This is a genomic window from Mesorhizobium sp. M7A.F.Ca.US.010.02.1.1 (assembly GCF_004023085.1).
Classification (GTDB): Bacteria; Pseudomonadota; Alphaproteobacteria; order Rhizobiales; family Rhizobiaceae; genus Mesorhizobium.
In genome coordinates this window covers 179,177-191,532 of sequence record NZ_RZRV01000006.1, presented here as the reverse complement: position 1 = coordinate 191,532, position 12,356 = coordinate 179,177, and the positions used below count along the sequence as shown (strand labels likewise).

General features: G+C 63.0%; 13 protein-coding genes. 5 read left to right on the top strand and 8 right to left on the bottom strand.

Annotated features, from left to right (window positions below):
• The first annotated feature begins 26 nt into the window (after positions 1 to 26).
• Entirely contained in the window at positions 27 to 2,093 is a 2,067-nt protein-coding gene (locus EOA19_RS09205; protein WP_023810499.1) for an FUSC family protein, read from the top strand.
• Here the strand turns inward: EOA19_RS09205 and EOA19_RS09200 are convergent.
• A complete protein-coding gene (locus EOA19_RS09200) occupies positions 2,090 to 3,214 on the bottom strand; it encodes a DUF2336 domain-containing protein (protein ID WP_023810498.1) in 1,125 nt (374 codons plus the stop codon). The two genes, EOA19_RS09205 and EOA19_RS09200, sit on opposite strands and share 4 nt — an antisense overlap.
• 148 nt (positions 3,215 to 3,362) lie before the next feature.
• Here EOA19_RS09200 and EOA19_RS09195 point away from each other — a divergent pair, with 148 nt between their 5' ends.
• Together EOA19_RS09195 and EOA19_RS09190 are read left to right on the top strand one after the other, a co-directional pair.
• On the top strand, positions 3,363 to 3,815 hold the full coding sequence (locus tag EOA19_RS09195) for a MaoC family dehydratase (RefSeq protein ID WP_023810497.1): 453 nt from the start codon (positions 3,363 to 3,365) through the stop codon (positions 3,813 to 3,815).
• Positions 3,816 to 3,818: 3 nt separating this feature from the next.
• Positions 3,819 to 4,700 carry a CoA ester lyase gene (locus EOA19_RS09190; RefSeq protein ID WP_128303364.1) on the top strand — a complete coding sequence of 294 codons (882 nt, stop codon included), beginning with the start codon at positions 3,819 to 3,821 and terminating at the stop codon, positions 4,698 to 4,700.
• A gap of 7 nt (positions 4,701 to 4,707) precedes the next feature.
• On the opposite strand, the gene EOA19_RS09185 is transcribed toward EOA19_RS09190, so the two are convergent.
• Complete coding sequence (locus tag EOA19_RS09185; RefSeq protein ID WP_023810495.1) at positions 4,708 to 5,382, bottom strand: isoprenylcysteine carboxylmethyltransferase family protein; 675 nt, start codon at positions 5,380 to 5,382, stop codon at positions 4,708 to 4,710.
• Between the two features lie 108 nt (positions 5,383 to 5,490).
• Between EOA19_RS09185 and EOA19_RS09180 the strand changes: the two genes are divergently transcribed.
• The gene (locus EOA19_RS09180; protein ID WP_128303363.1) at positions 5,491 to 6,222 is read left to right on the top strand and encodes a TetR/AcrR family transcriptional regulator; all 732 of its coding nucleotides are present in this window, start codon (positions 5,491 to 5,493) and stop codon (positions 6,220 to 6,222) included.
• Here EOA19_RS09180 and EOA19_RS09175 read toward each other — a convergent pair.
• Both EOA19_RS09175 and EOA19_RS09170 read right to left on the bottom strand, forming a co-directional pair.
• On the bottom strand, positions 6,219 to 6,827 hold the full coding sequence (locus tag EOA19_RS09175; RefSeq protein WP_128303362.1) for a flavin reductase family protein: 609 nt from the start codon (positions 6,825 to 6,827) through the stop codon (positions 6,219 to 6,221). The two genes, EOA19_RS09180 and EOA19_RS09175, sit on opposite strands and share 4 nt — an antisense overlap.
• The gene (locus EOA19_RS09170; protein WP_128303361.1) at positions 6,828 to 7,412 is read right to left on the bottom strand and encodes a nitroreductase; all 585 of its coding nucleotides are present in this window, start codon (positions 7,410 to 7,412) and stop codon (positions 6,828 to 6,830) included.
• Between the two features lie 153 nt (positions 7,413 to 7,565).
• Between EOA19_RS09170 and EOA19_RS09165 the strand changes: the two genes are divergently transcribed.
• Complete coding sequence (locus tag EOA19_RS09165; RefSeq protein ID WP_023810491.1) at positions 7,566 to 8,528, top strand: hypothetical protein; 963 nt, start codon at positions 7,566 to 7,568, stop codon at positions 8,526 to 8,528.
• Between the two features lie 34 nt (positions 8,529 to 8,562).
• On the opposite strand, the gene EOA19_RS09160 is transcribed toward EOA19_RS09165, so the two are convergent.
• From EOA19_RS09160 to thrS, 4 genes are all read right to left on the bottom strand, one after another.
• Positions 8,563 to 8,877: a type II toxin-antitoxin system RelE/ParE family toxin gene (locus EOA19_RS09160; protein ID WP_023810490.1), complete on the bottom strand. Its 315-nt coding sequence runs from the start codon at positions 8,875 to 8,877 to the stop codon at positions 8,563 to 8,565.
• A complete protein-coding gene (locus EOA19_RS09155; RefSeq protein WP_023810489.1) occupies positions 8,867 to 9,142 on the bottom strand; it encodes a type II toxin-antitoxin system ParD family antitoxin in 276 nt (91 codons plus the stop codon). Before EOA19_RS09155 ends, EOA19_RS09160 begins: the two co-directional genes overlap by 11 nt.
• Before the next feature lie 108 nt (positions 9,143 to 9,250).
• Entirely contained in the window at positions 9,251 to 10,189 is a 939-nt protein-coding gene (locus EOA19_RS09150) for a GNAT family N-acetyltransferase (RefSeq protein ID WP_128303360.1), read from the bottom strand.
• Positions 10,190 to 10,275: 86 nt separating this feature from the next.
• On the bottom strand, positions 10,276 to 12,252 hold the full coding sequence (gene thrS / locus EOA19_RS09145; protein ID WP_127297165.1) for a threonine--tRNA ligase: 1,977 nt from the start codon (positions 12,250 to 12,252) through the stop codon (positions 10,276 to 10,278).
• Positions 12,253 to 12,356 lie beyond the last annotated feature (104 nt).

Below are 12,356 nucleotides of genomic sequence, written 5' to 3'. Positions count from 1 at the left end.
AAGGCTCCAGTTGCGGAGACGAGCATGTGACCTGGGCGCGGCTGAAAGGCTATTTCGAGACGAGTTTAGCCGGCTTGACGCAACCGACGCGTTCGGACTGGATTTTCTCGCTGCGCACTGTTTCGGCTGGCCTGATCGCTCTGCTAGCCGCCTATGCGCTGAAGCTCGACCATCCGCAATGGGCCATGATGACGGTGTTCATCGTCGCCCAGCCGGTTGCCGGCATGGTACTGGCGAAGGGCTTCTACCGGCTGCTCGGCACGCTGGTCGGCGGCATCGCCGCGATCGGCATCACCACCGTTTGCGGCACCAACCCCTGGGTGCTGGTAACGGTGCTTGCCGTCTGGATCGGCATCTGCACCTTCGTCTCGTCGCTGCTGCGCAATCCGGAAGCCTATGGCGCCGCCCTCGCGGGCTACACCGCAATGATCATCGGCCTGCCCGCTTTCGGACAGCCGCATCTCGTCGTCGACCTCGCGGTCGCGCGCTGTGCCGAGATCGTGCTTGGCATTGTCTGCGCCGGCCTGACCAGCCGCCTGATCCTGCCAAAACTGGCCAGCGACGCCATCGTCTCGCGCCTGAAACGCTGCATCCTTGATCTTGCCACCTATGCCGGCGGTGCGTTCTCCGGCGGCGACCCGGCAACGCTGTCCGCGCTGCACCGAAAGCTGATCACTGATGCCCAGACGCTCGGCGAGATGCGCGCCTATGCCAGGCTCGAAGCGCCAAGCTTCGCGCCGCGCGCCCATCCAGTCCGGCGCACCATCGGACAGCTGCTCTCCGCGCTCTCGGCGGCACGCGCGCTGCATTCGCACGCCGCCCCGAAGAATGCGGCGCTCATTCCGGTGCGCTCGGAATTACAATCGCTGGTCAGCGAGCTGGCGACCAAGCCCGGCGCGCTGGACGATACGGCGCTGTGGATGGCTCGGCTCGATGCGATTGCCGGAAACGCCCGGCAAATGCCCGATACCTCGACCGACCAGGGCAACGACAGGGTCGGCACTATCACCCGCCTGACCATCGCCGCCGATTTCGCCGATGCGCTCAAGCAGGTGCTGCGCGGCCTCGACGCCTTGCGCGCGCCTGCCACACGTCCGGCCCGGGGCAGCAGGCAGCCTGCGCTGGTGGTGCATCGCGATTACGCCGGCGCATCGCGTAACGCCTTGCGTGCTGCCCTTGCCACGCTGCTGGTCGCGGCCTTCTGGCTGACGACGAAATGGTCGGAAGCGGCCGGTACGGTCATTCTCGTTGCTGTCGTATCGAGCCTGTTTGCTGCTCGCCCCGACCCTGTGCAGGTCGCCTGGGGTTTCTTCAAGGGAACGCTTCTGGCGCTGCCGTTTGCCTTTCTCGTCGGCCAGATCGCATTGCCTGCCCTGCCCGGCTTCGGCTGGTTCATGCTGTTTGTCGTGCCCATCCTTGTACCGACGGCGCTGGCCATGGCCAATCCACGCTATGTCGGCGTGGCGACGGCCTTCGCCATCAACTTCCTTGCCTTCCTGAGCCCGCACCAGGCGATGACCTACGATCCCGGACCCTTCTTCGCCGGTTCGGCGTCGATCCTGGTCGGCATCCTGCTGGCGATCGGTGTCTTCATCGTCGTGCTGCCCGCCGATCCGTGGCTCGCGGCCAACCGCATCGTGCGCGCCATGCGCGAGGATCTGGCGCGGCTTTGCCTGCATGAGCGCGTGCCGAGACGTTCGGCCTTCGAGAGCCTCGCCTACGACCGCATCAACCAGCTGATGCCGCTGGTGCAGAATGCCGGTCAGAAGGGCGATGCGGTTCTGGGCGGCGGAGTCGCCGCCGTCACCGTCGGCCTGGAGGTCCTTCGGCTGCGCGATGCAAGCCAAAGCCATGCCATTCCATCCGAGACCGCGCTTTCGATCGCCAACTTCCTGAGGGGACTGGCGCGCGAACTGCTTTTCCGCGCCCCCAGCGATCCGCAGACCTCGACCGTCGCCGTCGCCCGGCAGTACGCAGCGAACATCGCCGAGCGAAACGGCACCAGCGAATTGCTTCAAATCGCAGCATCGCTGCGCATCATCGCCGCCGCGATTGAGGATTTCCCGGACTTTTTCGCGAGGGATAAAGGTTAAGCTGCCGCTATCGCCAGCGCGTGGCCTCGCGCGTTCTCGCGCAGCGCATCGAGATGGATCGACTTGATCAAGGCGGCAAGATCGCCTTCGGCGGATTGCCCACCCACTTCCTTGAGCATCAGCCAGCTGACCTCCTGCACACCGGCGACGCGCTTGCCGTTGGCAACCTCGCGCCAGATCTTCAGCGCACGCAGGATGATGGCATGGGTGACTGCGGCGAGTCCGGCGCTGCGGAACAGCGCCTGCAAGGCCACGTCGTGCCCGCCGGCCAGCAGCGCCCTTACCCTTTGTTCGGACTGCTGGCTGAGCGCGACCAGCGCCGAGCCGAAGAAATCGACCTTGCCATGCGCGATGGTGCGGATCAGAAAGCTCGCGGTAAGGTCGCCACGCAGCCTGAGATGCTCGATCAGGGCCGCATGTTCTTCCTGGCGCGTGCCTTCGATCAGCGTCACGGAAGCCTTGACGCAGGCGTCGCGCATGACGCGGTCGGCTCGCGCCGCGCCCATCATCGCCATCACCAGTGGCGACGTTTTCAACATTTCGCCAAGCTTGACGAGCAGCATATGCCGGCAGTCGGCCGGCAGCCTGATATCCGATATCAGCGCCTCGCGCACCAGCGGCAGGTGCCCATGCCGTTCGGCCATGCGGCGGAAGCTGAGCGAGGCGATGTCGGCGCCGCTGTTGGCGAGCAGCACGGCGCAGGCGTCCGCCTCGCCGATCTCGGCGATGGCCGCCGACAGCGCCATCGAGACGAGTGGCCGGTCGGCGATCAATTTCTGCGTCGCCTTCGGACTTGAAGCCACGCGGTTGATCAGGTCGGCGTCGGTGAGCAGCGGCGAGCGCGCCAACACCACGCCGGCGACTTCCGGCTGGTCGGAGGCCAGCACGCTGATGATCTGCATTGGCGCGTGGTGGCTCATCGACAGCGCCTCGGCCATCGCCAGCCGCACCTTCGACGAGGCATCGTCGAGCAACAGCGTCAGCGCCGCCTCGGCGGCGCAACGGTCCTCGAAAGGCAATTCGGAATTGATATAGGCCCGGGCCAGAGCGCTCGCCGCCGCGGCACGCTCCGACACCCTGGCCGTGTAGATCCATTTCAGGAAATGCGAAACAACAACCATGCCCGCCTGCTTACGCCCCTTGTCAGAAGCTTCTGACCCACTGACGACCGTAGGCAGAATTGGTTTACGAACCGTTCACCATGTTCATTAACTGGCTTGCGAGCCTGATTTGCAGCGCCTATCACCGTCAAGCACCTGGGGAGAAGAAATGGCCGGGCTTTATCTCGAAGAGTTCGTTGTCGGCCATGTCTTCCAGCACACGCTGCGCAAGACCGTTACCGAAAGCGACAACATGCTGTTTTCGGTAATGACGCTGAACCCGCAGCCGCTGCACATCGACTTCGATTTCGCCGCCAAGAGCGAATGGGGCAAGCCGCTGGTCAACTCGCTGTTCACGCTCGGCCTGATGATCGGCATTTCGGTCAATGACATCACAGTCGGCACTACGGTCGCCAATCTCGGCATGAAGGAGACCGTGTTTCCGCATCCGGTCTTCCATGGCGACACCATTCGCGTTGAGACGACAGTCATCTCGGTGCGCGAGTCCAGGTCGAAACCCGATCGCGGCATCGTCGAATTCGAGCATCGCGCCTACAACCAGCATGGCGATCTCGTCGCCAAATGCACCAGGCAAGCGATGATGCTGAAGAAGGCGATCTGACGCATGCGTTCGCTGCTGTTCATCCCTGGCGATTCCCAGAGGAAACTGGAAAAGGGTTTTGGTGTCGGCGCCGACGTGGTCATCGTCGACCTCGAGGATTCCGTGGCACCGCACAACAAGGCGCTGGCACGCGAGGTGGCGGCGCGCTTCATCCTGGAACGCAGGGCGCAAACCGGTTCAGCCATCTATGTCAGGGTCAACGACCTGTCGACCGCGCTGACGGACGACGATCTCGCCGCACTGGTTCCAGCGAAACCCGACGGCATCATGCTGCCCAAGTCGAACAGCGGCCAGGATGTGCAGCACCTGTCGGCAAAGCTCAGGGTGCGCGAGGCCGAAAACGGCTTGGCCGACGGCGCGATCAAGATCCTGCCGATCATCACAGAAACGCCGGCAGGCGTGCTGGCGGCTGCGACCTATGCCGGGACAAGCGCGCGGCTTGCCGGCCTCACCTGGGGCGCTGAAGACCTGTCGGCGGCGATCGGCGCGCGCAGCGCCCGCGACGAGCATGGCCGCTACACGGACGTGTTCCGTCACGCTCGCACCATGACCATACTTGCCGCCGGTGCGGCGGAGGTCGAGGCGATCGACACCGTCTTCCCGAATTTTCGCGACATGGCGGCCTTCGAAGCGGAATGCACCGAGGCCGAGCGCGATGGCTTCACCGGCAAGATGGCGATCCACCCCGATCAGGTGCCGGTCATCAACGCCGCCTTCACGCCGTCGGTCGACGCCGTGAGACAATCGGCGGCAATCGTTGCCGCGTTCGCGGCAGCGGGAAGTCCCGGCGTCGTCAGCATCGACGGCAGGATGTTCGACCGCCCGCACCTGCGGCTAGCCGAGCGGCTGCTGGCGCGGGCAAAGGCGGCAGGTGTTTCCGCCTGAGCGCCTGCTACCAAACCAACGGGATCAGGCGGTAACGGACCCGGGCCACATAGTCGTCATAGCCGCGCAGGCCGGTGCGAAGCGTCTTCTCTTCAATGAAGGTGCGGATGGCCAGGAGAACGACGATCACGAGTACCGACGCCAGCCCCCACCAGGAACCAAGCAGAAGTGCCGTGCCGGCGAAGAAGAGGATGGCGCCGGCGTACATCGGATGGCGGACGTAGCTGTAAGGCCCCGTGGAGATCACATGTTGTCCGCGTTCATCCTGGATCCTTACCACGGGCGCCGCGAAACTGTTCTCCAGCATCGTCAGATAGCAGATCCAGATTCCGAGCAGCAGGACGAGCGCGCCGACCACCTGCACCCAGACGGGAACCACGGACCAGCCGAAACGGACGTCGAACCCCATGAATATCTGCGAACCAAAGATGGCGAACAGTAGTATGGACAGCAGGACCTTGTCGGCCGTGTCCTGATTCTTCTGGATGGGAGAACTCAGCCGCTCATTCATCAGGCCGGGATCGCGCCTTGCCAGCGCCACGCCCAAGGTGAGACTGAGCCCCACCATCCCCACCAGATAGACCCAGGCCCCCGGCCAGTGCAGCGTGCCGGCCGACAGGAAGAGCAAGGCGCCCATGGCGCCAAACCAGACGAATGTTTGAAGGACCAATTTCGCGATCATGATCGGCCTTTCATGATATCCGCTCACTTGCGCTGGCAATTTTAGACCATCGGTCTACCATACCGACCGACGGTCTGTAATTCAAGCGAGCTGTGCAGAAGGTTCATCATGCCCCGTGTCATCAAGCATCCAGAGTTCAGGCGAGAAGAACTTCTGGACCATGCCCAGACGCTTTTTCTGACGCAGGGCTATGACAAAGCGAGCCTCAACGACGTGATTGCGTCCGCCGGCGTCTCCAAGGGCGCCTTCTATCACTACTTCCCCTCCAAGGAGGCTCTTCTGGAAGCCTTGGCCGATCGCTTTGCAAGACAGGCACTGGCTGGCGTGCAAGACATAATCGACGATCCGGGCCTAGACCCGCTTGACCGCCTGAATGGCCTGCTCAGCCAGTCGCGGCGGGCCAAGATCGAGACCGCGCCGGAAGCTTGGACTCTTTTCGAGACGATGTTTCGGCCTGAGAATCTGGTGCTTTTCCACCGTATCAATCTGGCCGCCAGCGCGTCGTTTTCACCTCTGCTGGTCAAGATCATCAGGCAAGGGATCGAAGACGGCACTTTCAGGACCTTCGATCCGGAAGGTGTCGCCGACATCGTCATGCAGTTCGGCATGGCCACGCATGACGTCGTTGCCAAGGCAATTGCCGGGGGCAGCGACGCCGACATGGAGATCGCGATCGAGGCCCTGGAGAAACGCGTCAGGCTCTACGAGATCGCTCTCGACCGCATACTGGGTCTGCCCGATGGAAGCATCCGGATCGGCGAGCCCGGCTATGTGCGCACCGTCATGACGGCCAGGCAGCGAAAGAGTGCCGGCAAGGCGCTGGCCAAGCCTGATATCTAGTCCTTGTCCCAGCGCGGCCGGCGCATCGAAAACACCTCGTCGACGCTGGCATAGTCCATATAGCCGAGACGAGCGACATTGCCGGCCTTGGTGATGTCGAACAGGCCGTCTGTCAGGAAGGCGTCGTCGATGTGCACGCCGACCACTTCACCGGCAACAATCACAGCACTCGTCGGCGATCCGTCCAGCGCCTTTGGCCGAAAAACTTCCGTCACCCTGCATTCGAGCGCAGCTGGCGCTGCCGCCACGCGCGGCGGCCCGACCAGGCGCGATGGCGCCATGGCAAGATCGGCATAGACGAACTCGTTGACGCCGCGCGGTGCGTTGACCGATGTGCGGTTCATCTTCTCCGCGAGATCGCGGCTGACGAGATTGGCGACGAACTCGCCGGTTTCCTGCGCGAAGGAGGCGCTGTCCTTCTCGCCTTCCGAGGAAAACCAGACGATGAACGGTCGCGTCGAGACGGCATTGAAGAAGGAGTATGGCGCGAGATTGACCTCGCCTGCCCCGTTCAGCGTCGAAATCCAGCCGATCGGACGCGGCGCCACGATCGCCTTCGATGGATCGTGCGGCAGGCCGTGGCCCTTTGAGGGTTCGTAGAACATTCAGCCCGCCCACCGCCCCGAATAGTCGCCGTAAAGCTTTGCCGGATCGGGCCGCGGCCGCTCCGGCGCCGGGCCGGCATAGGAGCCGATATGGATGAAGCCGACGACGCGCTCCTGCGGCGCCAGCCCCAGCAGCGCCCTGCCCTCCGGTACATCCGAATACCAGTTGCTGATCATGTTGGTGCCATAGCCCAGCGCATTCGCTGCTATCATCAGGTTCATCGCCGCCATGCCGCCCGACAGGAACATTTCCCATTGCGGGATTTTTGGATTCTCCCGGGGGACAGATACGACGCCGATCACCAGCGGCGCGCGTGAGAACCGCGCCAGTTCCTGATTGCGGCGGCCTTCCGGCAATGGGCCCTCCCGCTGCTCTGCAAGCGCTGCCAGTTGCCTGCCGATCTCGACGCGGGCGTCGCCACGGTAGACGATGAAGCGCCAGGGCTCCAATCGGCCATGGTCGGGCACCCGCGAGGCAGCAGTGATCATCGTCGCGATCTCCGCATCGCTCGGCGCCGGCTGCTTCAGATCGGAGATCGGAGCGGAGTTTCGGGTCAGCAGGAAATCGATGATCGGCGACGCCATGGGCGCAAGTCTCCTGAACATTCTGTTTTGAGCTGAAGCGCACCATCGGGAATTCGGGCGGCTCGGGCATTGGCGCGGGATACGCCGGACGGAAGAGTCGTATCGGACTCTTAAGCCTTGAAATTGCCACCGCCATGGGCTTCAACGCAAGGCATGTTTGAGGGGACTGTCCGTCTTTTCCTGATCTGGCTCGGCGCCCTGCTGTTCATGGCGCCGGTTTCGTACGCCATGGCGCAGAACGTCGACGGTGTCAGCGACCTGAAGCTTCCGGGAATTTCGAGCTACGCGACGCCGAAAGGCGAGACGTCACTGGCACTAAGCGGCGGCGGCGCCATCACATTGTCCGCCCAGTTGACCGACAAGGGTTCCGACATCACGCGCGGCATCGTCTGGCGGGTTTTCAAGCCCGAAGCCGTCAACGGCAAATTGCCGATGGTCGCCTCCTCCCATGGCGGCACCGCCGTCTTCCAGCTCGAGCCTGGCAGCTATCTGGTTCACGCCTCCTACGGCCGGGCCGGCGCCACCAAGCGCATCACTGTCGGCAAGGACGCCAAGCGCGAAAGCCTCGTGCTCGACGCCGGCGGCCTCAAGCTCGACGCCGTGCTGTCCGGCGGCGTGCGCATTCCACCGAAGAAGCTGCGCTTTTCGATCTACGAGGGCACCGCCGAGGCCAATGGCGACCGCGCGCTGATAATTCCCGACGTCGAGCCCAACAGTGTCGTGCGGCTCAACGCCGGCATCTACCATGTCGTCTCGACCTATGGCGCGGTCAACGCGGTCATCCGCTCCGACATCCGCGTCGAGGCCGGCAAGCTGACCGAAGCCACCGTCGAGCACCACGCCGCCGAGATCACGATGAAGCTGGTGCGTGAGACCGGTGGCGAGGCGATCGCCGATACGTCCTGGTCGCTGCTCAATGAGTCCGGCGATCCGATCAAGGAAACCGTCGGCGCCTTCGCCTCTATGGTGCTGGCCGAGGGCGACTACACCATCATCGCCAAGAACCGCGACCGCATCTATCAGAAGGATTTTACGGTCGTGGCCGGGCAGAACCAGGAAATCGAGGTTCTGGCCACCGAGGCCGCGGCGATGGATCCCGAAGAAGGTGCTGATTAGACCAGACTGCAGTTCGCAATCCCTACCAGAGGAATCAGGTGTCTGCTTCATCCTCTGAACTGGCCGGATAATCCTGTCCGCCGTAGAGCACACGCAGGATGACCACGGTGTCACCGTTGACCCGGAAAACGATAGATACGCGGCGTTCAAAACCGACGATGCGGACGCCGGGGCCAACAGCGTCGCGCACGGTCCCGCGCTCCGGGAAGGTGGACAGCGCCATACACGCGGCCTCTATGCGGTTGACATAGTCGCCGGCACGCCGATTCCCGCTGTCGTTTTCGATGTAATTGTAGATGGCGAAGAGGTCGGCTTGAGCCGCTGGCCTGAAGACGACCTTATGCGTCACGCTTAGAGGCCTTCATGCGGTCCGCATGATGGGCGCGCAACGCTTTGAAGACGTCTTCTGCCGGGATGTCCGGACGCGGGTCGTCAAGGGCTTCCTGGACCTTGGCGTGCATAACAGCGGTGATGATCTGCTCCTCGCGATCGAGGGCGCGTAGCGCCGCGCGCATGACTTCGCTGGCGGAATCGTAGGCGCCCGAGGCCAGACGTGCGTCGACGCTGCTCTGCTGGCGGCCGAGGGTCACGGTGATTGGTTTGCTGGTTCTCATGGCAAGTTCGTTTCTTGCCTCCTTATAGCACCGCAACGTTACAATGTCATACTATTTTCTGAACGGACGGTCGAGTCTCGGCCCCTCGTGAGCCGGACGTTTGTTGCCTCAAGCAGCCAGCTTGGTCCGCGCCGGCAGGAACGGAATCCGGCGGCGCCTCACGACTGGCGCAAGGTCGAACACGCCGCGATAAAGGCGGTCGAGCAACGCCTTGCGGTCGCGCAATGGCTCCAGTTCGCTCCAGCTCAGCATCTTGCCGACACGCACGTCGATCGCCTTGCCGGACAACCGCGCGAATTCGTGGATGAGCAGCGACGTGCGCAATGTCACCGAGGCCTTGCCGATGAATTTCGCCACCCGGCCGTCGCTCTCAGCCATGTTCATCGGGCCGCTGACCAGATGGAACAGCCTGCCGTTCTGCCCGGAAAAATGCATCGGGATGACCGACGCTTTGGCCTCCTGGACGAGACGGGCCGCAAACATCTTCCACGGCAGGTCGCGCGCCCGGCCAAAACCTTTTGGCGCGGTGGCGACACCGCCGGCCGGAAACACCACGATGGTGACGCCCTCCTTCAGCAGCCGCACCGCTTCATGGCGCACGGCCATGTTGTTCTTCAGCGCGTCCTTGGTCTCGGAAAAGTCGATCGGCAGCGAGTAGGGCTCCATCTCGCGGATCTTGAGCAGGTCCTTGTGGATCATCACCCGGAACGGCCGTCCGAGCTGCTCGGCCAGCGACAGCACGGCAATGCCGTCACCGATGCCGAACGGATGATTGGCGACGATCACCAGCGGCGTATCAGGCAATTGCGCTGGCGGCCACTGATCTGCCGTCCGCACGCGGACGTCGATCAGGTCGAGCATGCGGCTGAACACACGCTCGCCGGTCGGCACGACCTGACGGCGCCAAAAATCGTAAAGCGCGGTGTAGCGGTCGCGGCCCGACAGGCCTTCGATCGAATGGATGAACCAGCGCGTCAGCGCCGGCTGGCGCGGATTGGCATAGGAAAGCTCGGGAAAGGGTCGTTCGCGCGATTTCAGCTTGAGCATAGGGGTTCGTTACAAGGTCGGCGTGACAAGGATATGAAAATGGCGGTGGATCGCTCCACCGCCATTTGGCCGAAAAACTATGCCGATCAGGCAGCGCGTTTGCGCCTGCGGTCGGGCGTGACGGCTTCTTCGGCCAATTGCGCGATCGCCTGGTCAAGGCCAAGCGATTCCTGGTCGCGTGAGCCCAGCCGGCGCATGTTGACCGTCTGCTCTTCCGCCTCGCGCTTGCCGCAGACGAGGATGACCGGAACCTTGGCCAGCGAGTGTTCGCGGACCTTGTAGTTGATCTTCTCGTTGCGCAAATCCGCTTCCGCCAACAGCCCGGCGGCCTTCAGCTTTGCCACCACTTCGGTCGCATAGCCGTCGGCATCCGAGGTGATCGTCGCCACCACCACCTGCAGCGGCGCGAACCACAGCGGGAAATGGCCGGAATAGTTCTCGATCAGGATGCCGAGGAAGCGCTCCATCGAACCGCAGATGGCGCGGTGCACCATCACAGGCTGCTTCTTCTCGGAATCGGAGCCGATATAGAAGGCGCCGAACCGTTCCGGCAGGTTGAAGTCGACCTGCGTCGTGCCGCACTGCCATTCGCGGCCGATAGCATCCTTGAGCACATATTCGAATTTCGGTCCGTAGAAGGCGCCCTCGCCCGGATTGATCGAGGTCTTGATGCGATTGCCGGATCGTGTCCTGATCGTCTCCAGCACGCTGCCCATGATTGCTTCGGCGTGATCCCAGGCTTCGTCGGTGCCGACGCGTTTGTCGGGCCGCGTCGAAAGCTTGACGCTGATTTCGTCAAAACCGAAATCGGCATAGGTCGACAGGATCAAATCGTTGATGCGCAGGCACTCCGCAGCCAGCTGCTCCTCGGTGCAGAAGATGTGCGCATCGTCCTGCGTGAAGCCGCGCACACGCATCAGCCCGTGCAGCGCGCCCGACGGCTCGTAGCGATGCACATTGCCGAATTCCGCAAGCTTCACGGGTAGATCGCGATAGGACTTCAACCCATGCTTGAAAATCTGCACATGGCCCGGACAGTTCATCGGCTTCAACGCGAAGACCCGGTCGTCATCGGTGTCGTCGCCGGCGACCGTCACCTTGAACATGGCGTCGCGATACCAGCCCCAATGGCCTGACGTCTCCCACAGGCTCTTGTCGAGCACCTGCGGCGCGTTGACCTCCTGATAGCCCTGCTCGTCGAGGCGGCGGCGCATGTAGTTGACCAAGTTCTGGAACATCTTCCAGCCCTTGGCATGCCAGAAGACGACGCCCGGTCCCTCTTCCTGGAAATGGAACAGGTCCATCTCGCGGCCGATCTTCCTATGGTCGCGCTTCTCGGCCTCCTCCAGCATCATCTGGTAGGCTTCGAGCTGCGCCTGGTCGGCCCAGGCCGTGCCGTAGATGCGGGTCAGCATCGGGTTGTTCGAATCCCCGCGCCAATAGGCGCCGGCCACCTTCATGAGTTTGAAGGCATTGCCGATCTGCCCGGTCGAGGCCATGTGCGGGCCACGGCAGAGGTCGAACCAGTCGCCCTGCGCATAGATCTTGAGATCCTGATCCTCAGGAATGGCGTCGATCAGCTCCAGCTTGTAGCGCTCGCCCTTGTCGGCAAAGACTTTTTTCGCCCTGTCGCGCGACCAGACTTCCCTGGTGAACGGCTTGTTGCGCGCGATGATCTCGCGCATCTTCTTCTCGATCACCGGAAAATCGTCAGGCGTGAACGGCTCGTTACGGGCGAAGTCGTAGTAGAACCCGTTCTCGATCACCGGCCCGATGGTCACCTGCGTTCCCGGCCACAATTCCTGCACGGCTTCCGCCAGCACATGGGCCGCGTCATGGCGGATCAGCTCCAGCGCGCGCGGGTCGTCGCGGGTGACGATCTCGACCTTGCCGGACTTGCCGAGCGGATCGCTGAGATCGCGAACCGTGCCGTCGATCGCATAGGCGACCGCCTTCTTGGCCAGCGATTTCGAGATCGATTCGGCGAGGCCGGCACCGGTCATCGCCGCGTCGTATTCGCGGACGGAGCCATCGGGAAATGTCAGGGAAACGGAATTCAGCATATATATCTCCTATCCAGTCCCGCAAACGAGCGCGGGTGGTTGAAATGCATGTCGCCCAAAAGTGTATGGCGGTTTTGGGTTACGACATGCATAGGGAAAAGCCG